Origin of the sequence: Kitasatospora sp. NPDC088351 (assembly GCF_040685575.1) — a bacterium.
In the GTDB taxonomy this organism is placed as follows: domain Bacteria; phylum Actinomycetota; class Actinomycetes; order Streptomycetales; family Streptomycetaceae; genus Kitasatospora.
In genome coordinates this window covers 47,563-70,166 of sequence record NZ_JBFBIL010000036.1, presented here as the reverse complement: position 1 = coordinate 70,166, position 22,604 = coordinate 47,563, and the positions used below count along the sequence as shown (strand labels likewise).

Sequence of the window (22,604 nt, the reverse complement as noted above, 5' to 3'; positions counted from 1 at the left end):
CATGGTGCGACGCATCTTCTGGATGGCGGTCGGCGCCGGCGCCACCGTCTGGGCCATGAACAAGGCCAACGAGGCCGTGCACCGGCTCACCCCGGACAGCCTCTCCGGCACCGCCGCGCGCGGTGCGCTGCACCTGGGCGACGCGGCGAAGCGGTTCGCCCTGGACGTCAAGGCCGGCATGGCCGAGCGTGAGGAGCAGCTGCGCGAGGACCTCGGACTGGACGGCACCGCCGTCGTCGAGCCCCGGCGCCGCCGGGTCCTCAGGGGCGAGCCGCAGTACCGAGCTATCTCGGCGGCGCCCGGCAGCCCGGCCGCCGCCCTGCCTCCGCCCAGCAGTGCCCGCATCGTGTCCAACGGCGCCCACGCCACCCCAGCCATCGACAACACGTCCCGCCGCGCGCTGCCGCCGCGGGACGGCATCCCGAACCGGAAGGACCACTAATGGAGTCGGCAGAGATCCGCCGCCGCTGGCTGCGCTTCTTCGAGGAGCGCGGCCACACCGTCGTTCCGTCGGCGTCCCTGGTCGCCGACGACCCCACCCTGCTGCTGGTCAACGCCGGCATGGTGCCCTTCAAGCCGTACTTCCTGGGCGAGGTCAAGCCGCAGTTCTCGCGCGCCACCAGCGTGCAGAAGTGCGTGCGCACCCTGGACATCGAGGAGGTCGGCAAGACCACCCGGCACGGCTCGTTCTTCCAGATGTGCGGCAACTTCTCCTTCGGGGACTACTTCAAGGAAGGAGCCATCACGTTCGCCTGGGAGCTGCTCACCTCTCCCGTCGCGGAGGGTGGCTACGGCCTGGAGAAGGAGAAGCTCTGGATCACCGTCTACCAGGACGACGACGAGGCCGAGCAGATCTGGCGGGACGTCATCGGCGTGCCCTCCGAGCGGATCCAGCGCCTCGGCATGAAGGACAACTTCTGGTCGATGGGCGTCCCCGGCCCCTGCGGCCCGTGCTCGGAGATCAACTACGACCGCGGCCCCGCGTACGGCGAGGAGGGCGGCCCGGCCGTCAACGGCGAGCGCTACCTGGAGATCTGGAACCTGGTCTTCATGCAGTACGAGCGCGGCCACGGTGACGGCAAGGACGGCTTCGAGATCCTCGGCGACCTGCCGAGCAAGAACATCGACACCGGCCTCGGCCTGGAGCGCCTCGCCGCCATCCTGCAGGGCGTCGACAACCTCTTCGAGATCGACACCAGCCGGCTGATCCTCGACCGCGCCGCCGAGCTGACCGGCCACACCTACGGTGCCGACCACAAGTCCGACATCTCGCTGCGCGTGGTCACCGACCACATCCGCACCGCGGTCATGCTGGTCGGCGACGGCGTCACCCCCGGCAACGAGGGCCGCGGCTACGTGCTGCGCCGCATCCTGCGCCGCGCCATCCGCAACATGCGCCTGCTGGGCGCCAACGGCGTGGTGGCCAGGGAGCTCACGGACATCACCATCAAGGCGATGGCCCCGCAGTACCCGGAGCTGGAGGCCGAGCGCAAGCGGATCGAGACGGTGGTCGCCGCCGAGGAGACCGCCTTCCTGCAGACCCTGAAGGCCGGCACCAACCTGCTGGACGCCGCGGTCACCGAGACCCGGCAGGCCGGCGGCGCGGTGCTCTCCGGCGAGCAGGCGTTCAAGCTGCACGACACCTACGGCTTCCCGATCGACCTCACCCTGGAGATGGCCGAGGAGCAGGGCCTCCAGGTGGACGAGTCCGGCTTCCGCCGGCTGATGCAGGAGCAGCGGGACCGCGCCAAGGCGGACGCCAAGGCCAAGAAGATGGGCCACGCCGACGTCGCCGCGTACCGCGAGGTCGCCGACAGGTCCGGCGCCAGCGTCTTCACCGGCTACAGCCTCACCGAGGGCGAGGCCACCGTGGTCGGCCTGCTGGTGAACGGCTCCCCGGCGCCGGCCGCGAGCGAGGGCGACGAGGTCGAGATCATCCTCGACCGCACCCCGTTCTACGCCGAGGGCGGCGGCCAGCTCGCCGACCACGGCCGGATCCGGCTGGACTCCGGCGCGGTGGTGGAGATCCGCGACGTGCAGCAGCCCGTCCCGGGCGTGAGCGTGCACTCCGGCGGTGTGCTGTTCGGCGAGGTCGTGCTCGGCGCCTCGGCGTACGCCACCATCGACATCGAGCGCCGCCGGGCGATCGCCCGCGCCCACTCGGCCACCCACCTGACCCACCAGGCGCTGCGTGACGCGCTCGGCCCGACGGCCGCCCAGGCCGGCTCCGAGAACGCCCCCGGCCGCTTCCGCTTCGACTTCGGCTCACCCGCCGCCGTGCCCGGCAGCGTCCTGGTCGACGTCGAGCAGAAGATCAACGACGTGCTCACCCGTGAGCTGGACGTCACCGCCGAGGTCATGACGATGGACCAGGCCCGTAAGGCCGGCGCCATCGCGATGTTCGGCGAGAAGTACGGTGACGAGGTCCGGGTCGTCACCATCGGGGACTTCTCCAAGGAACTCTGCGGTGGCACGCACGTCGGCAACACCGCCCAGCTGGGCCTGGTGAAGCTGCTCGGCGAGTCCTCGATCGGCTCCGGCGTGCGCCGTGTCGAGGCGCTGGTCGGCGTGGACGCGTACAAGTTCCTGGCCCGTGAGCACACGGTCGTCGCCCAGCTGACCGAGCTGGTCAAGGGCCGCCCGGAGGAGCTGCCGGAGAAGATCTCGGGCATGCTCGCCAAGCTCAAGGACGCCGAGAAGGAGATCGAGCGCTTCCGCGCGGAGAAGGTCCTCGCCGCCGCGGCCGGCCTGGCCGACTCGGCCGAGGACGTGCAGGGGATCGCCGTGGTCGCCGCCAAGGTCGCCGACGGCACCGGCGCGGACGAGCTGCGCAAGCTGGTCCTGGACGTGCGCGGCCGGCTCGGCTCGCGCCCGGCCGTGGTCGCCGCGTTCACCGTGGCGAACGACCGCCCGCTGACCGTGATCGCCACCAACGAGGACGCCCGCGGCCGCGGCATCAAGGCCGGTGAGCTGGTCCGGGTCGCGGCCAAGACCCTCGGCGGCGGCGGTGGCGGCAAGGACGACGTCGCCCAGGGCGGCGGCTCCAACCCGGGCGCGGTGGCCGAGGCCATCGCCGCGGTGCGCGGCCTGGTCGCGGAGCGCGCCGCCTGATGGTCGGAGAAGAGCAGGAACGGCCCTTCCGGCGGGGGCGGCGGATCGCCGTCGACGTCGGTGACGCCCGGATCGGGGTCGCGTCCTGCGACCCCGACGGGGTGCTCGCCACACCCGTGGAGACCGTCCCCGCCGGGGTCAAGTCGCAGGCCCGGATCGCCGCCATCGTCGAGGAGTACGAGGCGGTGGAGGTGATCGTCGGCCTTCCGCGCTCGCTCAACGGCAGGGAGGGTCCGGCGGCGGAGAAGGTCCGCGCGTACGCGGTCCGGCTGGCCAACCGGCTCCACCCGGTGCCGGTCCGGCTGGTGGACGAGCGGATGTCGACCGTCACGGCGACCCACGGCCTGCGGGCCTCCGGCGTGAAGGCCAAGAAGGGGCGCTCGGTGGTCGACCAGGCCGCCGCGGTGGTGATCCTGCAGACCGCCCTTGAGTCCGAACGGGTGAGCGGTCGCCCGCCGGGTGAGAGCGTCGAGGCGGTCCACTGACCCCCCTGTTCTAACGTCCCGGAGAGGGGCCCGTGCGGACGCGTCCGCACGGGCCCTCATCCGTTCCGGGACAGCCGAGGGGGCGCCATGACCGATCAGGACTTCACGCCCGGGCTCACTCCCGGCCACCTCGGTGCGCCGGTCCTGGAACCGGAGGGCCGTCCGCCGGGCGCGCCCCGTCCGCAACCCGATGCGCCGGATCCACACCGTTGGCGTAACGGGCTGGCCTGCGGGCTGACCGCGCTCGCCCTGGTGGCCGTCTTCGGCGGGGCCGGGCTGGTCGGGTACACCTGGTGGAAGGGCCAGCAGAATCCGCCGGCCGCCGCCGACTACGCGGGCGCCGGTTCGGGCAGCGTCCAGGTCTCGGTGCCCGAGGGCGCGGGCCTGAGCCAGATCGCCTCCGCCCTGGTGCACAACGGCGTGGTGGCCAGCTCGCTCGCCTTCACCCGGGCGGCGAAGGGCAGCGCGGCCGCCGCCGGGCGGATCCAGCCCGGCACCTACACCCTGCGGCAGCGGATGTCGGCGGCCGAGGCGCTCGCCGTCCTGATCGACCCGGCCAACGCCAACGGCCTGACCATCCCCGAGGGCTGGCGCGGCAACCAGATCTACGCGGCGATCGACAAGAGGCTCGACCTGCCCGACGGCACCACCCAGCGCGCCGCCCAGGAGCAGGCCGCCGAGCTGGGCCTGCCGGACTTCACCAAGGGCAGCGTCGAGGGGTATCTGTTCCCCGCGACCTACAGCGTCACCGAGGGCACCACCGCGGTCGACCTGCTGAAACAGATGGTGGAGCGGGCCGGCAAGGAGTTCGCCAGGGACGATGCCGGCGTCGTCGCGCAGAACCTCGGGCAGAGCCTGTACGGGCTGGTGACGATCGCCAGCATGGTCCAGGGCGAGGCCGACAACACCGAGGACATGGCCAAGGTGGCCCGGGTCATCTACAACCGGCTGGCCAAGAACATGCCGCTGCAGCTGGACTCGACGATCAACTACGCGCTCGGCCGGTCGACGCTGAACACCACCGTCACCGACACCAGACTGGACTCCCCGTACAACACCTACCAGCACCCCGGGCTGCCGCCGACGCCGATCTCCAACCCGGGCCGCCAGGCGATCATGGCGGCCGTCGATCCGGCGCAGGGGGACTGGCTGTACTTCGTCACCGTGAAGCCGGGGGACACCCGTTTCACCGACAGCTTCGAGGTGCAGCAGCGCAATGTGGCGGAGTTCAACGCCCTCCAGACGGCGAAGCCGAGCGCTTCGGCGAGCACCTCGGGGAGTGCGCCGGCGGGGACGGGAACCGGTGATCCGAGCGGGGCGTCGCCGGGCGCGCCGGAGGGTGGGGCCGGGGGTGCGGCGGGGCACTGACGGGACGTCTGTCCTGCCGGGGGCCGGTCTGCGGTACGGTAACGTCTCCCTCCAGGCGATGCGCTAGCACGCCGGTTCGAGAACAGCCGGGACGCCGTCCCGGACGGCCGGTCCGATCCTCCGGCCGTCTCCGTCGGTGTAAGGGGATCAATGACCGATCTGGGTCGGGGCTACGGCCCCCAGGGCTCCGAGCCGTGGCACCCCGGGGAGCCGGGGTACGGTGGCCAGCAGCCGGTCCCCGGCCAGCAGGACGGCCAGTGGCAGCAGCATCCCCAGCAGGTTCCGCAGGGCCAGCAGTACGGTGCCGGCCAGCAGGGCCAGCCGCAGCAGGGCTACCCGCAGCAGGCGCAGCAGCAGGGCTACCCGCAGCAGGGTTACCCGGGTGGCGGGCAGCAGCCGCCGCAGCAGCCTGTGCAGCAGTTCCAGCAGGGGCAGCCGCAGTACGGGGGCGGCCAGCAGGGGTATCCGCAGCAGCAGGACCAGGGCGGACAGGGCTTCCCCGGCCAGCAGGGGTACCAGGGCCAGCAGCAGGGGTATCCGCAGCAGGGCTATCCGCAGCAGCAGGGGCAGCAGGGTCTGCCCGGCGAGCAGCAGAACTTCCAGGCGTTCCAGCAGCAGGGCGTGCCGCAGGGGCAGTATCCGCAGCAGGGGATGCCCCAGCCCGGCGAGCAGCAGCAGGGCGTACCGCAGCAGGCGATGCCCCAGCAGGGTGTGCAGCCGCCCGTTCAGCAGCAGGTGCCGCAGCAGGGCGGGCAGCCGGGGGCGCCGGAGTCCGACGAGCCGCCGCAGGGCGGGCGGCGGGCGTCCCGGCGACGGGCCGAGCCCGTGGCCGGACCGGGTCCGGACGGTATCGACTGGGAGGCGGAGGCCGCCGCGCTGGAGTCGGGCGCGGCTCCGGCCGAGGCCGTTCCCGAGGCCGCCGAGGACGAGTGGGACGGCCACGAAGGCGGTTACCACGAGGACGGCGACGAGGACCGGGACACCTTCCTCGGCGAGGAGGACAGCTCCCGCGAGGCCCAGAAGAAGCGCAAGGAGAAGGGCAAGAAGTCCGGCCGTCGCAACGGCGGGGCCTGCCTGGTGGTCGCCCTGGTGCTGCTCGGCGGTTTCGCCGGCGCCGGCTGGTGGGGCTACGGCTTCTACCAGGACCACTTCGGGCCGCCCCCGGACTTCGCCGGTGAGGGCACCGGCACCGTCCAGGTGGAGATCAAGAAGGGCGCCGTAGGGGCCCAGATGGGTCTCGCGCTGAAGCAGGCCGGCGTGGTCAAGAGCGTCAAGGCCTTCACCAACGCGTGCGAGAAGAACCCGAAGTGCATCTCCATCCAGCCCGGGACGTACTCCCTCCCCCGTGAGATGTCGGGCGAGGCCGCCGTCGCGAACCTGGTGGAGGAGAACGGTGGCGAGAAGCTGATCATCCGGGAGGGGCTGACGGCCGCCGCCACCTACGTCAAGATCGACGACAAGCTGAAGCTGCCCAAGGGCACCACGGCCGACGTCGCCAAGGCCCAGATCGGCAGCCTCGGCCTGCCCCCGTACGCCAACGGCAACATCGAGGGCTTCCTCTGGCCGGCCCGCTACTCGATCTCGGAGGGCATGAAGCCCGAGGACCTGCTCAAGCAGATGGTCAAGAACGCCGTCGACCGCTATGCGGGCCTGGACGCGGAGGCCTCCAAGATCGGTCTCAAGTCCGGCTACGAGGTGGTCATCGAGGCCAGCATCCTCCAGGCCGAGGGCAACAACCCGGAGGACTTCGGCAAGATGGCCAAGACCATCCAGAACCGTCTGGCCAACCAGACCGAGACCCAGCACCGCCTCGGTATGGACACCACGCTGCAGTACTCGCTCGGTCGCAAGGACCTCACCAGGAAGGACATGGACGACGCGTCCAACAAGTACAACACCTACCTCAACGCGGGGCTGCCGCCGACGCCGATCTCCAACCCCGGTGACGACGCCATCAAGGCGGTGCTGAACCCGGCGGACGGCAAGTGGCTGTTCTTCATCGCGATGTCCCCGATCAAGACCCTCTTCTCGGACACCTACAAGGAGCACCTGGCCAACGTGGAGCAGTACTGCACGGCGGCCGGCCAGGGCTTCGACAAGGATCGCGGCCACTGCACCACGAAGTAGTGCCCGCCCCGCCGTACCGCCGTTTCGGAGAACCAACGTGACCAGCAAGCACCGGGCCGCCGTACTGGGCTCGCCGATCGCCCACTCGCTCTCGCCGGACCTGCACCGGGCCGCCTTCGCGGCGCTCGGGCTGGACGGCTGGCGCTACGACCGGTTCGAGGTGGACGAGGCGGGGCTGCCCGCCTTCGTCGCCGGGCTGGACGAGGCCGCGTGGGCGGGCCTGTCGCTCACCATGCCGCTGAAGCGGGCGGTCATCCCGCTGCTCGACGAGGTGAGCGCGACGGCGCGTTCGGTGGAGGCGGTGAACACGGTGGTGTTCACCGCCGACGGGCGGCGGACCGGGGACAACACCGACGTCCCCGGGCTGGTGAACGCGCTGCGCGAGCGGGGGATCACCGAGGTGCCGGGCGCGGCGGTGCTGGGAGCCGGGGCGACGGCCTCCTCGGCGCTGGCGGCGCTCGCCCAGATCTGCACGGGCGAGGTGACGGTGTACGTGCGCAGCGCGGAGCGGGCGCGGGAGGTGGCCGAGCTGGGCGAGCGGCTGGGTGTCGCCGTGCGGACGGCCGACTGGGAGCGCGGCGCCGAGGCGCTGGCGCACCCGCTCACCGTCTCCACCACCCCGGTCGGGGCCACCGACGGGTTCGCCGAGCGGCTGCCGGCCGACCCCGGGGCGCTGTTCGACGTGCTCTACCACCCCTGGCCGACGGCGCTGGCCGCCGCCTGTGCGGAGCGCGGTGCGACGGTGCTGGGCGGTCTGGACCTGCTGGTCCATCAGGCGGTGCTGCAGAACGAGCAGTTCACCGGTCGTACGCCGGGCCCGCTGGCGGCCATCCGCGCGGCGGGCGAGGCGGCTCTCGCGGTCCGCTGAGGCGCTTCGGACGGTGGCGCGTTGTGCCGGTCCGGCGTTCGGTGCCCGGTTCACGCGTCGTGTCATCCCGGCATGACGTGCCGGGTCGCGGTGCCGCGCCCGCGGAGCAGGAGGTCGGGCCCGCCGACTTCCTGCTCCCTTTCCCGCCCTCCTTCCTGTTCCCCGCTGGTCACGCCGTGTCCGCGTCCGCCCGTCGGCCGGTCGCCGTCCGTCACGCGGACTCTGCGCCCGGCTCGGCCCGGGGCATGAAAGGATTCAGGGACAAGGCACGCCCGGGCGGGTCGCGGTAGGTCCGTGACCGGTCCGCTGATGAAGGAGCTCCGTTGGGTACGTTGCGCTGGCTGACGGCGGGGGAGTCGCACGGCCCCGCACTCGTCGCGACGCTGGAGGGCCTGCCGGCCGGTGTGCCGGTCACCACGGCCGTGGTCGCCGACGCGCTGGCGCGCCGCCGGCTCGGCTACGGTCGCGGCGCCCGGATGAAGTTCGAGCAGGACGAGGTGACGTTCCTCGGTGGGGTCCGGCACGGGGAGACCATGGGCAGCCCGGTGGCGGTCATGGTCGGCAACACCGAGTGGCCGAAGTGGGAGCAGGTCATGTCGGCCGACCCGGTCGACCCCGAGGTGCTGGCGGGCCTGGCCCGCAACGAGGCGCTGACCCGCCCGCGGCCCGGCCACGCCGACCTCGCCGGGATGCAGAAGTACTCGCTCGACGAGGCCCGCCCGATCCTGGAGCGCGCCAGCGCCCGTGAGACGGCCGCCCGGGTCGCGCTGGGCGCCGTCGCCCGCGCGTACCTCAAGGAGACCTGCGGCATCGAGATCGTCAGCCACGTCGTGGAGCTGGCCGCGGCCAAGGCCCCGGCCGGGGTGCTGCCGCTGCCCTCGGACGAGGCGCGGCTGGACGCCGACCCGGTGCGCTGCCTGGACGCCGACGCGTCGAAGGCGATGGTCGCGGAGATCGACCAGGCCCACAAGGACGGCGACACCCTCGGCGGTGTGGTCGAGGTGCTGGCGTACGGGGTGCCGGTGGGCCTGGGCTCGCACGTGCACTGGGACCGCCGTCTGGACGCGCGGCTGGCCGCCGCGCTGATGGGCATCCAGGCGATCAAGGGCGTCGAGGTCGGCGACGGCTTCGAGCTGGCTCGCGTCCCCGGCTCGCAGGCGCACGACGAGATCGTGCCGACCGCCGAGGGCGTCAAGCGCACCTCCGGCCGCTCCGGCGGCACCGAGGGCGGCCTGTCCACCGGCGAGCTGCTGCGGGTGCGTGCCGCGATGAAGCCGATCGCGACCGTTCCGCGCGCCCTGCAGACCCTGGACGTGCGGACCGGTGAGCCCGCCAAGGCCCACCACCAGCGTTCCGACGTCTGTGCCGTGCCGGCCGCGGGCATCGTCGCCGAGGCGATGGTCGCCCTGGTGCTGGCCGACGCGGTGAACGAGAAGTTCGGTGGCGACCACGTCTCCGAGACCCGCCGCAACGTGCAGAGCTACCTCGACAACCTGATCGTCCGATGACCGCTGAGCGTCCGGCGGATTCCCCGGTCGTCGTGCTGGTCGGCCCGCCCGGCAGTGGCAAGTCCACGGTCGGGCGGGCGCTCGCCGAGCGCCTCGGCGTCGGCTTCCGGGACACCGACACCGACATCGAGCGGCTGGCCGGCAAGCCCATCCCGGAGATCTTCATCGACGAGGGCGAGCCGCACTTCCGCGAGCTGGAGGCACGCGCCGTGCGCGCCGCCGCCGAGGCCCACGGAGGTGTGCTGGCGCTCGGCGGCGGCGCGGTGATGGCCGAGGCCACCCGCGCGCTGCTGCGCGACCTGCCGGTGGTCTTCCTGGAGGTCCCGCTGGCCGACGCGGTCAAGCGGGTCGGCCTGGACGCCCCCCGTCCGCTGCTGGCCGTCAACCCCCGGGCCCGCTGGCGCGAGCTGATGGACGCCCGCCGCCCCCTCTACCTGGAGGTGGCCACCGCCGTCGTCGACACCGCCGGCCGCACGCCCGAGCAGGTCGTGGCCGCCGTACTGGAAGCACTGGAGCTGAAGACCCCCCATGACTGACATCGTCAGGATTCACGTCGGCGGCAGCGCCGGCCACGACCCGTACGACGTGCTGATCGGGCACCAGCTGCTCGGCGAGCTGGCGCCGCTGATCGGCACCCGGGCCAAGCGGGTCGCGATCATCCACCCGGAGGCGCTGACCAGCACCGCCGACGCCGTTCGCGAGGACCTGCTCGGCGAGGGCTACGAGGCGATCGTCCTCCAGGTGCCCAACGCCGAGGACGCGAAGAGCGCCGAGGTGGCCGCCTACTGCTGGTCGGTGCTCGGCCAGACCGGCTTCACCCGCAGTGACGTCGTGGTCGGCCTCGGTGGCGGCGCCACCACCGACCTGGCCGGCTTCGTCGCCGCCACCTGGCTGCGCGGGGTCCGCTGGATTTCGATGCCCACCACGCTGCTCGGCATGGTCGACGCGGCCGTCGGCGGCAAGACCGGCATCAACATCGCCGAGGGCAAGAACATGGTCGGGGCCTTCCACCCGCCGGTCGGCGTGCTGGCGGACCTCGACACCCTGGAGACGGTGCCGAAGCACGACTACGTCTCCGGCCTCGCCGAGGTCGTCAAGTGCGGCTTCATCGCCGACCCGGCCATCCTCGACCTGATCGAGGCCGACCCGGAGGGCGCCAGGACACCGGCCGGGCCGCACACCGTCGAGCTGATCCGGCGCGCCATCCAGGTCAAGGCCGACGTGGTCTCCGGGGACCTCAAGGAGTCCGGCCTGCGGGAGATCCTCAACTACGGCCACACCCTCGGCCACGCCATCGAGCGCAACGAGCGGTACAAGTGGCGGCACGGCGCCGCGATCTCCATCGGCATGGTCTTCGCCGCCGAACTCGGCCGCCTGGCCGGACGGCTGGACGACGAGACGGCCGACCGGCACCGGACGGTGCTGGCCTCGGTCGGCCTGCCGCTGAGCTACCGCGCGGATGCCTGGCCGAAGCTGCTGGACGCCATGAAGATCGACAAGAAGTCGCGCGGCGACCTGCTGCGCTTCATCGTCCTGGACGGTCTGGGCAAGACCTCCGTCCTGGAGGGCCCCGACCCCTCCCTGCTGGTCGCCGCCTACGCGGAGGTCTCCTCGTGACCCGGGTGCTGGTGCTCAACGGCCCCAACCTCGGCCGGCTCGGCAGCCGCGAGCCGGACGTCTACGGTGCCACCTCCTACGCCGGGCTGGTCGAGCGCTGCACCGCGCTGGGCAAGGAGTTCGGCTTCGAGGTCGAGGTGCACGAGACCAACTCCGAGCAGCAGATGGTGGAGTGGCTGCACGAGGCGGCCGACGGCCGGGTCCCCGTGGTGATCAACCCGGGCGCCTTCACCCACTACTCGTACGCGATGCGCGACGCCGCCGCCCAGCGGACCGCCCCGCTGATCGAGGTGCACATCTCCAACCCGTACGCACGGGAGACCTTCCGGCACACCTCGGTGATCGCCGCGGTCGCCTCCGGCACCATCGCCGGATTCGGCCTCGGCTCGTACGAGCTGGCCCTGCGGGCCCTCGCCGGACAGCTCACCACGGGCTGACGCCTGGTCAGCGGCCCGGCGGCGGACTGTGCCCGTCGCCGGGCCGCCGTGTAATGTCCCCGCTGAAAGAAGTCGGGAGGTGACCGTGACGCAGTACTCCGGGGGTGGACAGGTCCCCCCGCGTCCCGTCGCTCCGCCGGCCCCGCCGTACCCCGGCACCGCCGCCGCCGGGCCCCTGCCGGCTCCCCAGAACCCGCCCCGGACCGGATCCCGGCCCGGGCCGCCGGACGGGCCGCGGCCCGCCGGGGCGCCCCCGCACGGCGGCCCGCCCACCGTTCCGCAGGGCGCGCCGGTGCCGCCCCCCGCCCCGCCCGCGCCCGCCGCCGCGGCTCCCGCCCCGGCCCCCGCGCGGGCGCCTGGCCCCGCGCCGGTGCCGGCCGGTGCGACCGGGCACTTCCTGCTGCCCTCCGGATCGCCCGTGCAGCTCCCGGCCCACCCGCCGCAGCGGCACGCGCCCGCCGGCCCGATCGCGGTGCTGCTGATCGGCCCGGCCGGCGCCGGCAAGACCACCGTCGCCCGGCACTGGGCCGAGCGGCGCCCCACGCCCACCGCGCACATCAGCCTCGACGACGTCCGCGAGTGGGTGCAGTCCGGCTTCGCCAACCCGCAGTCCGGCTGGAACAACGCCTCCGAGGCGCAGTACCGGCTGGCCCGGCGGACCTGCGGCTTCGCCTGCCGCAACTACCTGGCCAACGGCATCTCCTGCATCATCGACGACGCCGTCTTCCCCGACCGCCCGGCGATCGGGCTCGGCGGCTGGAAGCGGCACATCGGCCCCGGCATGATCCCGGTCGTGCTGCTGCCCAGCCTCGACTCGGTGCTCACCCGCAACGCCCGGCGCAGCGGCAACCGGCGGCTGGGCGACGAGGAGGTGGCCCGGATCCACGGACGGATGGCCGGCTGGTACAACTCCGGGCTGCCGATCATCGACAACTCCCACCTGGACGTCGCCGGCACCGCCGCCGAGCTGGACCGGGTGATCCTGGCCCGGCTGATGGGCATCCCGGTCCGCTGAGGCGCGGGCGGGAGCGGGGGGACGTGACCTGCGGCCCGGCCGGAGTGTCGGTGCCGGCTGCGATGATGGGCCCATCCTGCTGAACCACCCGGGGGAGCTGACGCCCGTGCCGGAAGGCCACATCATCCACCGTCTCGCCGCCGAGAACGCCAAGGCCTTCGGCGGCCGCCCGGTCCGGGTCTCCAGCCCGCAGGGCCGGTTCGCCGACGGCGCCGCACTGATCGACGGCCAACCGCTCGCCGAGGCGCAGGCCGTCGGCAAGCACCTCTTCCTCGGCTTCGAGGAGGGTGCCTGGGTGCACATCCACCTCGGCCTCTACGGCGGATTCACCTTCGGGGAGGGCCCCGCGCCCGAGCCGGTGGGCCTGGTCCGGCTGCGGATGGAGAACGACGACGCCTACGCCGACCTGCGCGGTCCCAACACCTGCGCGCTGATCACCGGGGCCGAGAAGGCCGCCGTCGCGGCCAGGCTCGGGCCCGACCCGCTGCGCGCCGACGCCGACCCGGAGCCGGCCTGGCGGCGGATATCCGCCAGCCGGACGACGGTCGCCGCGCTGCTGATGGACCAGAAGGTGCTGGCCGGCGTCGGCAACGTCTACCGCGCCGAGGTGCTGTTCCGGCTGGGCATCAGCCCGCACCGGGCCGGGCGCGACCTCTCCCGTGCCGAGTGGGACGCGATCTGGGCCGACCTCGTGGCCCTGATGCACGAGGGCGTCGGCGCGGGCCGGATCGACACCGTCCGCCCCGAGCACACGCCCGAGGCGATGGGCCGCCCCCCGCGCGTGGACGACCACGGCGGCGAGGTCTACGTGTACCGCCGTGCCGCCATGCCCTGCCTGGTCTGCGGTACGGAGGTCCGGACGGAGGAGCACGCCGCCCGGAACCTCTTCTGGTGCCCGGCCTGCCAGCAGGTGTAGTCGTCCCGGCCGCCGGGGGAGGGGTGCGGGCGAACCGACGGCCGGCCGGCCTGCCAGCCCGTAGGCTGGGGCCGGGCCGGTCGGAGGGAGCGGGCAGGTGGAGGGCTACGAGAAGGCCAACACCGTGTCGGGCACGGTGTACGGCAATGTGGTGCAGGGCCGGAACGTCGAGGTGCACGTGCACGGGGCGCGGCCGCCGCTCGGGGCGCCGCAGCAGGTCAGGAAGCCCCGCCGGACCTTCGTCAACCGGGCGAAGGAGCTCGCCGCGCTCACCGCGGCGCTCGGCCATCTCGACGGCTCCCGGCCGGTCGTGATCGCCTTCACCGGCCTCGGCGGCGTCGGGAAGACGGAGCTGGTCGCCCAGTTCGCGGCCGGCCACGCCGAGCACTTCCCGGACGGCCAGCTCTACGCCGACCTCGCCGCCCACCGCCACCTGGGCGGGGTGGACCTCGGCGAGATCCTGGCCGGTTTCCTGCGCGGCTTCGGGCTGGAGCCGCACCAGGTACCGGAGACGCTGCCCGAACGGGCCGCGCTGTTCCGGACGGTCACCGCCGACCGCCGGGTCCTGGTGTTCCTGGACAACGTCGACCACGCCGCCGAGGTCCGCACCCTGCTGCCGTCCACCGGGCTGGTGGTCGTCGCGGGCCGGCGGCGGCTGCCCGGGCTCGCGCTGGACGGCGCCGAGGTGCTGCGGCTCGACCCGCTCAGCACGACGGCCGGCACCGAGCTGGTCCGGGGCTGGCTCGGCCCGGGCCGGGGCACCGACCGGGAGCTGGAGGACCTGGTCGAGCTCTGCGGCGGCCTGCCGCTCGCGCTGAACGCGGTCGGCTCCCAGCTGCTCGACCGCAGTGGGCTCCGGGTGGACCGGGTGGTGGCGGAACTCGCGGACAAGGAGCGGAGATTGGCATCACTCGGCAGTGACGAGGGCGCGATCGGCGACGTCCTGGACGCGGTCTACCTCCGGCTGGCCGGCCACACCCGGGACCTCTACCACCTGATCGGGACCGTCCCGGGCCCGCACGTCTCCGTCGAACTGGCCGAGGCGGTCGGCCTCGAACGGGTGCCGGACGGTCTCGCCGACCTGCTCGCCGCCCACCTGCTGGACGAGGTGGTGGACGACGGCCCGGAGGAGCGCTTCCGCACCCACGACCTCGTCCGGCTGCACGCCCGCGACCGTGCCCGCCGGCAGCCCGGCCGGGCGGAACTGCTGCGCGGGATCGTGGCGTACTACCGCGGCCGGGCCGCGCTGGCGGACCGGGCCGTGCTCGGTGACCGGCTGCGGCTCCAGGAGCCCGGTGGCGCGGAGCTGCCCGGCTTCGCCTCACGCGCCGAGGCGATGGAGTGGCTCCAGGCCGAACGGGCCAATCTGCTCGGCGCGGTCCGCGCGGCCGCGGAACAGCGCTGGCACGGCGAGGTGTGGCGGCTCTGCGAGTCGCTCTGGCCGCTGTACCACGGCCGCGGGCTCTACGACGACTGGACCGAGTCCCACCTGCTGGGCGTCGAGGCGGCCCAGTGGGACAACCGCCCGGACGCCGGGATCCGGATGCGCAACCAGCTCGCCCGGGCCTACCACGGGCGCAAGGAGTACCCGCGCGCGGCCGAGCAGTTGGCCGCGGCGTCCGCACTGCTCCCGCTGGTGGACGAGCCGCGGCTGGCCGGCCTGGTCCGTGAGACCGACGGGCTGCTCTGCCTCGCCGACGGCCGTCCGGAGCGGGCGGTGGAGCTGTTCACCCTGGCCCGGGAGGCCAACGAGGGCGACCCGCACGGGGTGGTGGTGCAGAGCTACCACCTCGGGCAGGCACTGATCGCGGCGGGCCGCCCCGAACAGGCGCTGGCCGTTCTCGACGAGGCGACCGCGACGGCCGGGCGGACGGCGGACTCCCCGATGCTGATGCGGCTGTCGCTCGTCCGGGCCCGCGCCCACCGGGCCCTGGGCCGGCTGGACCGGGCCGTCGTCCACGCGGGCGAGAGCGCCGACCGGGCCTTCGCCCTGGGCCAGGCGGCCAAGGAGGGCGAGGCGCACACGCTGCTCGTCGAGCTGGCGGACGAACTCGGCGACACCGGGCTGGCCGACCGCAGCCGGGCCCGGCTGCGGCGGCTTCGGGGCGAAGCCCAGGCGTTCTGACCCAGGGCTACGGCCGGCCGGTCGGAGGGCCTGCGGGGGGTGGGGCGTCGCCCCGCTCGGCCCCGGCGCCGGTCCGGCCGGGGGAGTCGGAGCCGTGGGCGCCGTCGTGGGCGGTCCGCCGGAAGTGCCGCGCGGCGAACTCGCCGAACCGGCGGGCGGCCTCGGTGCGGTAGGAGTCGCCGTCGCGGACCAGCCGCAGCTCCCGCCGGCAGCCGGGGGCCGCCAGCCGCACCCAGGCGACGGAGCCCCGGGGGCCCGAGCCGCGCGCCATCGCGGGCAGCAGCGCGGCCCCCAGGCCGGCCGCGACCAGCTCCAGTACGGCGCCCGGCTCGTCGCCCTCGCAGGCGATTACCGGCCGCACACCCGCCTCGGCGAAGAGCCGGTCGGCGAGCACCCGCTGCCAGTGGCCCGGGCGCGGGGTGACGAACAGTTCGCCGTCCAGCTCGGTCACCGCGACCTGCTCCCGCCCCGCCAGCCGGTGGCCGACGGGCACCACCAGCAGCACCTCCTCGCGCAGCAGGACCACGGAGCTCAGGGCGGGTCCCGCCAGCGGCTGGGAGGCGAAACAGAGGTCCACCTCGCGGTCGCGGAGCTGACGGACCATCACATCGGCGGCGGACTGGCGCAGCCGGACCTCGACGTCCGGGTGAGCCGTCCGGAAGCGGGCGAGCACCCCGGCGAGGGTCAGCAGGGTCTCGGTGGCCACCGTCACGGTGCCGCCGGCGCCATCTGCGGCATCCGCCAACTCCCTTCGGCCGTCGTCGAGTTCGCGCAGGGCCCGGTCGACCCGCCGGAGGAAGGCCGCGCCGTGGCGGTTGAGGTGGATCCGGCGGCCCCTGCGGTCGAAGAGCGGAACACCCAGCTCGGTCTCCAGCCGGGCGATCATCCGGCTCACCGAGGGCTGGGCGACGCGCAGTTCCTCGGCCGCCCGGCTGACGTGCTCGTGGCGCGCGACGACCTGGAAGCAGCGCAGCGCCAGCAGGTCCATCCGCCGCCCCCCCCGGGTCGGGCCGTTCCTCATAACCCGCAGGACATCATCTTATGCCGCATCAGGTCTTGGATCCGGCGAGCCGGGCACCCATAGCCTCCAGGAGGGGCCGCCGCGACCGGCCGGTGCCCCGACTCCACCACGGACCGACCCGCACCACGGACCGACCCGCACCACGCCCGCGCCGGACGCCCTGCCGAAGGAGGCCCCCGCCGTGTCCGAGAACCCGGCACCGCCGTACGAGAGTTACGTCGAACGCATCCTCGACGCCCTCCGTCGCTCCCCCGAGCACACCGCGCTGATCACCGCCGAGGGTCGCGCGGTCCCGGCCGGGGAGCTCCACGAAGCCGTCCTGCTCAGTGCCGCCGCCCTGGCGGAGCACGGCGTGCGCCGCGGCAGCACCGTCTCGCTGCTCGTCGGCGACCGCCCCGAGGCGCTGGTCGCGCGGTATGCGGCCAATCTCCTCGGCGCCCGGGTCGTCTCGCTCGGCCTCGGCTCGGCCCCCGGGACACAGGCGGCCATCGTGGACAGCGTCGGTACCGCCGCGCTGCTCGTCGACCCGGACCTGCGGACGGCGGGCGAGGCGCTGCTCGCGCTGGTCCGGGTACCGGCCGTGCTCACGCTGGACTCCGCCCCCACCGACTGGCACCCGGCGGCGGTGGCGGGTTCGGCGCTCCGCCCGGGCCGGACCGGGACGGCCACCGGGACCACCGCCGGGCCGAAGGGCGCCGCGCAGGCCGAGGACGACTGGTGCATCCGCTTCACCGGCGGCACCACCGGCATCCCCAAGGGCATCCGGATGGCACACGGCCCGTACGGCCGGCTGCTGGTCTCGCACGCCGCCCGCCTCGCGCCCTCCCCGCCGCCCCGCTTCCTCGCCTGCACCGCCCTCGCCCATATGGCCGGAATCGTCGCCGACGCCACGCTGCTCGCCGGGGGCACCGTCGTGCTGCGGTCCGGCTTCGACCCGCTCGACGTCATCACCGCCCTCGAACGGGAGCGGATCACCGACCTCTGGCTCCTGCCGCCGCTGCTGTACGAACTCCTGGACCACCCGGCCCTGGCCACCGCGGACCTGTCCGCCCTGCGCCGGGTCTTCTACGGCGGCACCCCCGCCTCCGCCGAGCGGCTGCACCGGGCGGCGGAGCTCCTCGGCCCGGTCCTGTACGGCTGGTACGGCCAGACCGAGGCCGGCAACATCACCGAGGTCCTGCCGCACGAGCACGGGGTGACCGGGCCGGACGGCCGGATCACGGTCGGCCGGGCGCAGGAGGGCGTCGAGATCGAGATCCGCGACCCGCGGGGCGCGGTGCTGCCCACCGGCCGGAACGGGGAGATCCACGTCCGGACGCCCATGCTCATGAGCGGCTACTGGCGCAGGCCCGACCTCACCGCGCAGGTGCTGCGGGACGGCTGGATCAGCACCGGGGACGTGGGGCACCTCGACGGCGACGGCTTCCTCCACCTCGTCGACCGGCTGAAGGAGATGGTCATCGTGGTGGGAGGCCACGTCTACCCGGCGGAGGTGGAGCAGGTGCTGCTCGCCCACCCCGCCGTCGCCCAGTGCGCGGCGTTCGGGACACGGCGGGCGGACGGGAGCGAGGAGCTCCAGGTGGCCGTCGTCCCGGCGGCCGGCCACCGGCTGGACCGGGAGCTGGTCCGGGGGTTCGTCACCGAACGGCTGGGCTCGATGTACGCGCCCGCCGCCGTGCACGTCCTCGACCGGCTGCCGCTGACCGAGGCGGGCAAGCCCGACCGGAAGCTGCTGCGGGCCACGCTCGGCCCGGACCACGGACAACCGGACCAGGGATAAATGGTCGGCGGGTCGAAGGGAGGGCGCGCTAGCATCCGGTGCCGATCAAGGAGAAGGACGTGCACATGGGTGAGGACCAGCGGACCGGGACGCGGCTGGAGCTGTCGTACCGACCGACCGCGGAGGATTTCCGGGAGGCGCTGACCGCCCGGGCGAAGATCTCCGCCACGGGCCGGCGGACCCGTTGGCTGCTGACCGTGGCGGCGGTGTGCGCGGTGGTCGGCTCCGTCCTGTCCGTGACGTCGGGCGAGGGCGTCAGCTCCTCACTCGTCGTGATGCTCCTCGTCACCCTGCTTCTGCTCGCCCTGCCGTGGCTCCAGGCGCGGCAGTTCCACCGCCTGACGGAGGGCAAGGGGGAGTACCGGGCCGTCGTCGACGACTCCGGCGTCACCGTCAGCACCGAGCAGTCGTCGAGCACCCTCACCTGGCAGGCCGCGCCGCGCTTCGTCGAGACGCCCCGGCTCTTCGTCCTGCTGAGCGGTGACCGGAACGCCTCCTGCCTCACGCTGCTGCCCAAGCGGGGCATCGCCGAGGGCGCCGACGTCGACCGGCTCCGCGCCGTCCTGGACCGGCACCTGTCCAGGGCCGGGAAGCCCTAGCTGTTCTGACCCGGGCGGCGGGTGAACGCGACCCGGGTGCGGCGGTCGCCGGTGCGGACGGTGAGGCCGTGTTCCGGCAGGCCGGCCGGGTCGCCGCCGTCGGCGAGCCAGAGGGCGACGGCGGCGCCGAGCAGGAGGGGGTCGAGGTGCGGTGTGGCCGCACCCCAGGGGCGTTCGGCGTGGGCCTCCAGCAGCAGGCCGCCGCGGAGCCGCAGCAGATGGCGGGCCTTGCCGAGAGCGGCCACGGCCACGCCGAGGCCCGGCAGTTGGGCCGCGGTGTCGGCGAGCCAGCGCTCGGCGGGCAGTTCGGCGCGGACTTCGGTACGGGCCATCACCTCGGCGCTGTGACGCAGCGCGAGCGTCGGCTCCTCGGCGCTGACCGCGTAGCTGCCCCGGGCCTCGCGGTGGTCCGGGCCGACCGGGTAGCGCCGCAGGCGGACCTCGGTGCCCCGGCGCTCCCCTTCGACGTCGTACGCCGTCGGGCCGGGCAGGGCCGTGGGCAGCGGGACCGGTCGCGGGTACGGCGGCTGGCGAGGTTCGTCGTCCGGTTCGTCCACCTGCCGCAGATAGGAGTAGAGCAGCGGGCGCAGCAGCCGGGCGGACTGGCCCTGCCGGCCGAGCGAGCGGTCGGTGATCGGGCGCAGCGCGGCCCGGTCCGGCTTCGCCAGGGCCTGTTCCAGCTGGGTGAGCAGGTCGCCGTCGGGGTCGAGCGGCGGCGCGGCCTGGCCGAAGGCGTAGGTGGGGGAGCGGGGGTCGAGTTCGTCGGCGCCGGTGGCGACGAGCAGGGTGTGGCGTTCCAGGGCGGCGCCGTAGAAGGAGACCGAGCCGTGGTCGCCGATCAGGCAGTCGGCCGCGACGAGGGCGGCCTGCCAGCCCTGGTCGGGCGGGACGAGCCGCAGTCCGGACCGTTCGGCGGTGGCGAGCAGCGCCGCGGGGTCGTGCCGGGCCCAGATGTTGGGGTGCAGGACGACGGCGACGGTGTACTCGTCGGCGGGGAGCCGGCCGACCAGACGCAGCGGCAGGTCGGGGTGGCGTCCGAACAGGGAGTGCTCGCTCCAGGTCGAGTTGACGACGACGAGGCGGCGGCCGTCCACGGCGCCCAGCGCGGCGCGGTACCCGTCCCGGCCGTCCAGGCTGCGCAGCATCCGGTCGAAGCACGGGTCGCCGACCACGCGTGCGCGGGGCAGGGCCTCGGGGCAGGAGATCCGCAGCCGGTCGAGCTGCTCCTCGTGGGAGAGGCCGATCACTGCGGGGAACACCCGCCCCCAGTGGGTGAGTTCGCGGCGGGAGAGGCCGGCGGCGGAGACGGTGTCGCCGGTGGACCGGGTGACCAGGCGGTTGTAGCCGGCACCGTGCGGCAGCACGATCAGCGGGGCTTTCAGCCGGGCCATCGAGCGGTGCACCGCGCAGGCGACCGCGAGGTCGAACCGCCGCCGGGTGGCCTCGCGCCAGTCCAGCACGGTGATGCCGGTGAGGCCGGCGAGGAAGCCGTCGAGCCCGGTGGCGAACGCGGAGCCGGGGTTGACGGTGAGGTAGAGGTGGATGCCGTCCTGGCCGCGCAGCAGGGTGAGCACGTCCAGTACCCGGGTGGCGGAGGTGAGGGTGCGGGCGACCGCCAGCACGCGGGCCCTGACGGGCCGGGTGTCCCAGCGGTCGTCATCGGGCCAGGCGCGGGCCTGCGGGCGGAACGGCACACGAAGATCGTACTGAACCGCCCCTGGCCGGGGGCGGTTGTCCGGCTGTCCCCGAGGGACGGTCAGCCGGCGGCCGCGGAGGGCTCGTGGTGCTCGGCGGCGGCACACGAGTCCAGCAGGGGGCGCATGCCGTCGTCCACGAGCCGGTAGCGCACCACGCGGCCGTCCTTGTCGCCGCTGACCACGCCGGCCGTGCGCAGCAGGCGCAGGGCCTGGGAGACGGCCGGGTCACGCATGCCGGTGGCGACCGCGAGGTCGGTGACGGCGAGCGGGCCTGCCCGGTGCAGGGCGAGCAGCAGGGCGAGCCGCCCGGGGTCGGCGAGCAGCGAGAACCGCTCGGCCCAGGACCGGACGTGCGCGGTGTCGCCGATCGCGGCGATGGCCTCGCAGACCCGGTGTCCGTCGATGGTGCGGTGGCCCGCGCGGTCGGCCGGTACGAGATGCATGGCCCCATTCTTGCAGTCCGCGTCCTGTGATTCTGAACACCTGCGCAGGTGCGCAGCCTTGCAAGGGTGTCCCACGGGCCCTACGGTGTTCCCCGCCGTGGTGCTCGGGAATACCGGTGACGGATCCTCAGGGATCCCAGTCCGGAGCGGCCCTCGCCACTGTGATCGGGGGGAGTCGTCCGTACCCACGACGCCACTGGGCGCCTCGCGCGCCTGGGAAGGCGGGTACGGAAGCCCCGTAAGCCAGGAGACCGGCCACGGCATCTCACGAAGCCATTCCACGAGGTGCTGGAGCGTGATCCGAAGATGACCCTGCCCGAAACCGCCACCCCGGCGACACCGCCGGTGTTGCCCACTTTCCGTTGGAAACGCCAGGACACCATCCGCACGGCCGGGCTGATGGGGGTGATCCTGGCCATGCACGTGGCGGCGTTCGGGACGCTCATATTCCTGGTGGCACCGCACGAGTACACGGTCGGCACCCAGGTCTTCGGTGTGGGCCTGGGGATCACCGCCTACACCCTCGGCATGCGGCACGCCTTCGACGCCGACCACATCGCGGTGATCGACAACACCACCCGCAAGCTGATGGCGGACGGCAAGCGGCCGGTCTCCGTGGGCTTCTGGTTCGCGCTCGGGCACTCCTCGATGGTGGTGCTGATGGCCGCCCTGGTGGCGGGCGGGGCGCAGCTGGCCAACACGCTGATGGACGACGACTCCACCACCCACAAGTGGCTGGGCGTGGTCGGCACCACCGCCTCCGGTGCCTTCCTCTACCTGATCGGCGCGCTCAACCTGGCCGCCCTGCTCGGCATCCTGAAGGTGTTCCGGTCGATGCGGGCCGGCCGGTACGACGAGGCTGAGCTGGAGGAGCACCTCAACGCGCGCGGCTTCCTCGCCCGGGTGCTGAACCGGGCGACCCGCTCGATCACCCGGCCCGGCCAGATGTTCCCGGTGGGCATGGTGCTCGGCCTCGGCTTCGACACCGCGACCGAGGTGACCCTGATGGTGATGGCCGGCTCCGGCGCGGCGGCCGGTCTGCCCTGGTACGCGATCATCTGCCTGCCGCTGCTGTTCGCGGCGGGGATGAGCCTGTTCGACACGCTGGACGGGACGTTCATGAATTTCGCGTACCAGTGGGCGTTCGCCAATCCGGTGCGCAAGGTGTACTACAACCTGACCATCACTGGGCTGTCGATCGCGGTGGCGTTCATCATCGGCACCATCGAGCTGGTCGGGGTGCTGCACGAGAAGCTGGACCTCACCGACCCGGTCAGCGGGTGGATCGCCGACCTCTCGCTGGACAACGTCGGCTATGTGATCGTCGGCCTGTTCGTGGTGGTCTGGGTCGCGGCGATCGCCTACTGGCGGCTGGCCGGGGTGGAGCGGCGCTGGTCCCCGCAGACCCAGCACGCGGGGGCCCGGCCGACGCCGGCCGGGGAGGCCGCCGAGACCACGGAGGCCACGGAGGCCAAGGCCTGAGCCGG

The 22,604-nt window shown here is 73.7% G+C and carries 20 protein-coding genes and 1 riboswitch; of the genes, 16 read left to right on the top strand and 4 right to left on the bottom strand.

The annotated features are described in order from the left end of the window. Position 1 precedes the first annotated feature (1 nt). From AB0P06_RS23875 to mltG (AB0P06_RS23860), 4 genes are all read left to right on the top strand, one after another. Positions 2-442, top strand: coding sequence for a DUF6167 family protein (locus tag AB0P06_RS23875; RefSeq protein WP_363610506.1), 441 nt, complete (start codon positions 2-4; stop codon positions 440-442). Next, the gene (gene alaS / locus AB0P06_RS23870) at positions 442-3,111 is read left to right on the top strand and encodes an alanine--tRNA ligase (protein ID WP_363610504.1); all 2,670 of its coding nucleotides are present in this window, start codon (positions 442-444) and stop codon (positions 3,109-3,111) included. The genes AB0P06_RS23875 and alaS overlap by 1 nt, the downstream gene beginning before the upstream one ends. Beyond that, positions 3,111-3,596 carry a Holliday junction resolvase RuvX gene (gene ruvX / locus AB0P06_RS23865; protein WP_363610502.1) on the top strand — a complete coding sequence of 162 codons (486 nt, stop codon included), beginning with the start codon at positions 3,111-3,113 and terminating at the stop codon, positions 3,594-3,596. Before alaS ends, ruvX begins: the two co-directional genes overlap by 1 nt. An 87-nt stretch (positions 3,597-3,683) precedes the next feature. Beyond that, positions 3,684-4,964 (top strand): endolytic transglycosylase MltG, encoded by a 1,281-nt coding sequence (gene mltG / locus AB0P06_RS23860; RefSeq protein WP_363610500.1) that lies wholly within the window; start codon positions 3,684-3,686, stop codon positions 4,962-4,964. A 147-nt stretch (positions 4,965-5,111) separates the two neighbouring features. Here the strand turns inward: mltG (AB0P06_RS23860) and AB0P06_RS23855 are convergent, their stop codons facing one another. Beyond that, positions 5,112-5,906, bottom strand: a complete 795-nt coding sequence (locus tag AB0P06_RS23855; protein WP_363610498.1) for a hypothetical protein — start codon at positions 5,904-5,906, stop codon at positions 5,112-5,114. Here AB0P06_RS23855 and mltG (AB0P06_RS23850) point away from each other — a divergent pair. The 9 genes from mltG (AB0P06_RS23850) (at position 5,790) to AB0P06_RS23810 (ending at position 15,577) form a co-directional block, all read left to right on the top strand. After that, on the top strand, positions 5,790-7,091 hold the full coding sequence (mltG, locus tag AB0P06_RS23850; RefSeq protein ID WP_363610496.1) for an endolytic transglycosylase MltG: 1,302 nt from the start codon (positions 5,790-5,792) through the stop codon (positions 7,089-7,091). The genes AB0P06_RS23855 and mltG (AB0P06_RS23850) overlap by 117 nt on opposite strands. Positions 7,092-7,128: 37 nt before the next feature. Further along, positions 7,129-7,959, top strand: a complete 831-nt coding sequence (locus tag AB0P06_RS23845) for a shikimate dehydrogenase (protein WP_363610494.1) — start codon at positions 7,129-7,131, stop codon at positions 7,957-7,959. A gap of 323 nt (positions 7,960-8,282) precedes the next feature. Further along, positions 8,283-9,467 carry a chorismate synthase gene (aroC, locus tag AB0P06_RS23840; RefSeq protein WP_363610492.1) on the top strand — a complete coding sequence of 395 codons (1,185 nt, stop codon included), beginning with the start codon at positions 8,283-8,285 and terminating at the stop codon, positions 9,465-9,467. Next, positions 9,464-10,003 (top strand): shikimate kinase, encoded by a 540-nt coding sequence (locus AB0P06_RS23835; protein ID WP_363610490.1) that lies wholly within the window; start codon positions 9,464-9,466, stop codon positions 10,001-10,003. Before aroC ends, AB0P06_RS23835 begins: the two co-directional genes overlap by 4 nt. Beyond that, a complete protein-coding gene (gene aroB, locus AB0P06_RS23830; RefSeq protein WP_363610488.1) occupies positions 9,996-11,084 on the top strand; it encodes a 3-dehydroquinate synthase in 1,089 nt (362 codons plus the stop codon). The genes AB0P06_RS23835 and aroB overlap by 8 nt, the downstream gene beginning before the upstream one ends. Beyond that, on the top strand, positions 11,081-11,521 hold the full coding sequence (gene aroQ, locus AB0P06_RS23825) for a type II 3-dehydroquinate dehydratase (protein WP_363610486.1): 441 nt from the start codon (positions 11,081-11,083) through the stop codon (positions 11,519-11,521). Before aroB ends, aroQ begins: the two co-directional genes overlap by 4 nt. A 79-nt stretch (positions 11,522-11,600) precedes the next feature. Beyond that, on the top strand, positions 11,601-12,536 hold the full coding sequence (locus tag AB0P06_RS23820) for an AAA family ATPase (RefSeq protein WP_363610484.1): 936 nt from the start codon (positions 11,601-11,603) through the stop codon (positions 12,534-12,536). A gap of 106 nt (positions 12,537-12,642) precedes the next feature. After that, positions 12,643-13,452, top strand: coding sequence for a DNA-formamidopyrimidine glycosylase family protein (locus AB0P06_RS23815; protein WP_363610482.1), 810 nt, complete (start codon positions 12,643-12,645; stop codon positions 13,450-13,452). A 97-nt stretch (positions 13,453-13,549) separates the two neighbouring features. After that, positions 13,550-15,577, top strand: coding sequence for a regulator (locus tag AB0P06_RS23810; protein ID WP_363610480.1), 2,028 nt, complete (start codon positions 13,550-13,552; stop codon positions 15,575-15,577). A gap of 7 nt (positions 15,578-15,584) precedes the next feature. Here AB0P06_RS23810 and AB0P06_RS23805 read toward each other — a convergent pair whose 3' ends face one another. Then, on the bottom strand, positions 15,585-16,565 hold the full coding sequence (locus AB0P06_RS23805) for a LysR substrate-binding domain-containing protein (protein ID WP_363610478.1): 981 nt from the start codon (positions 16,563-16,565) through the stop codon (positions 15,585-15,587). Between the two features lie 214 nt (positions 16,566-16,779). Here AB0P06_RS23805 and AB0P06_RS23800 point away from each other — a divergent pair, with 214 nt between their 5' ends. Then, positions 16,780-18,378, top strand: a complete 1,599-nt coding sequence (locus AB0P06_RS23800; protein WP_363610476.1) for an AMP-binding protein — start codon at positions 16,780-16,782, stop codon at positions 18,376-18,378. 38 nt (positions 18,379-18,416) lie between these two features. Beyond that, positions 18,417-18,977 carry a YcxB family protein gene (locus AB0P06_RS23795; protein WP_363610474.1) on the top strand — a complete coding sequence of 187 codons (561 nt, stop codon included), beginning with the start codon at positions 18,417-18,419 and terminating at the stop codon, positions 18,975-18,977. Here the strand turns inward: AB0P06_RS23795 and AB0P06_RS23790 are convergent. Both AB0P06_RS23790 and AB0P06_RS23785 read right to left on the bottom strand, forming a co-directional pair. Beyond that, the gene (locus AB0P06_RS23790) at positions 18,974-20,671 is read right to left on the bottom strand and encodes a hypothetical protein (RefSeq protein WP_363610472.1); all 1,698 of its coding nucleotides are present in this window, start codon (positions 20,669-20,671) and stop codon (positions 18,974-18,976) included. The genes AB0P06_RS23795 and AB0P06_RS23790 overlap by 4 nt on opposite strands. Positions 20,672-20,733: 62 nt before the next feature. Further along, positions 20,734-21,117: a metalloregulator ArsR/SmtB family transcription factor gene (locus tag AB0P06_RS23785; protein ID WP_363610470.1), complete on the bottom strand. Its 384-nt coding sequence runs from the start codon at positions 21,115-21,117 to the stop codon at positions 20,734-20,736. An 81-nt stretch (positions 21,118-21,198) separates the two neighbouring features. Further along, positions 21,199-21,392, top strand: a riboswitch (cobalamin riboswitch). A gap of 31 nt (positions 21,393-21,423) precedes the next feature. On the opposite strand from AB0P06_RS23785, the gene AB0P06_RS23780 reads away from it, so the two are divergent. Further along, positions 21,424-22,599 (top strand): HoxN/HupN/NixA family nickel/cobalt transporter, encoded by a 1,176-nt coding sequence (locus AB0P06_RS23780; RefSeq protein ID WP_363610468.1) that lies wholly within the window; start codon positions 21,424-21,426, stop codon positions 22,597-22,599. Positions 22,600-22,604: the final 5 nt, after the last annotated feature.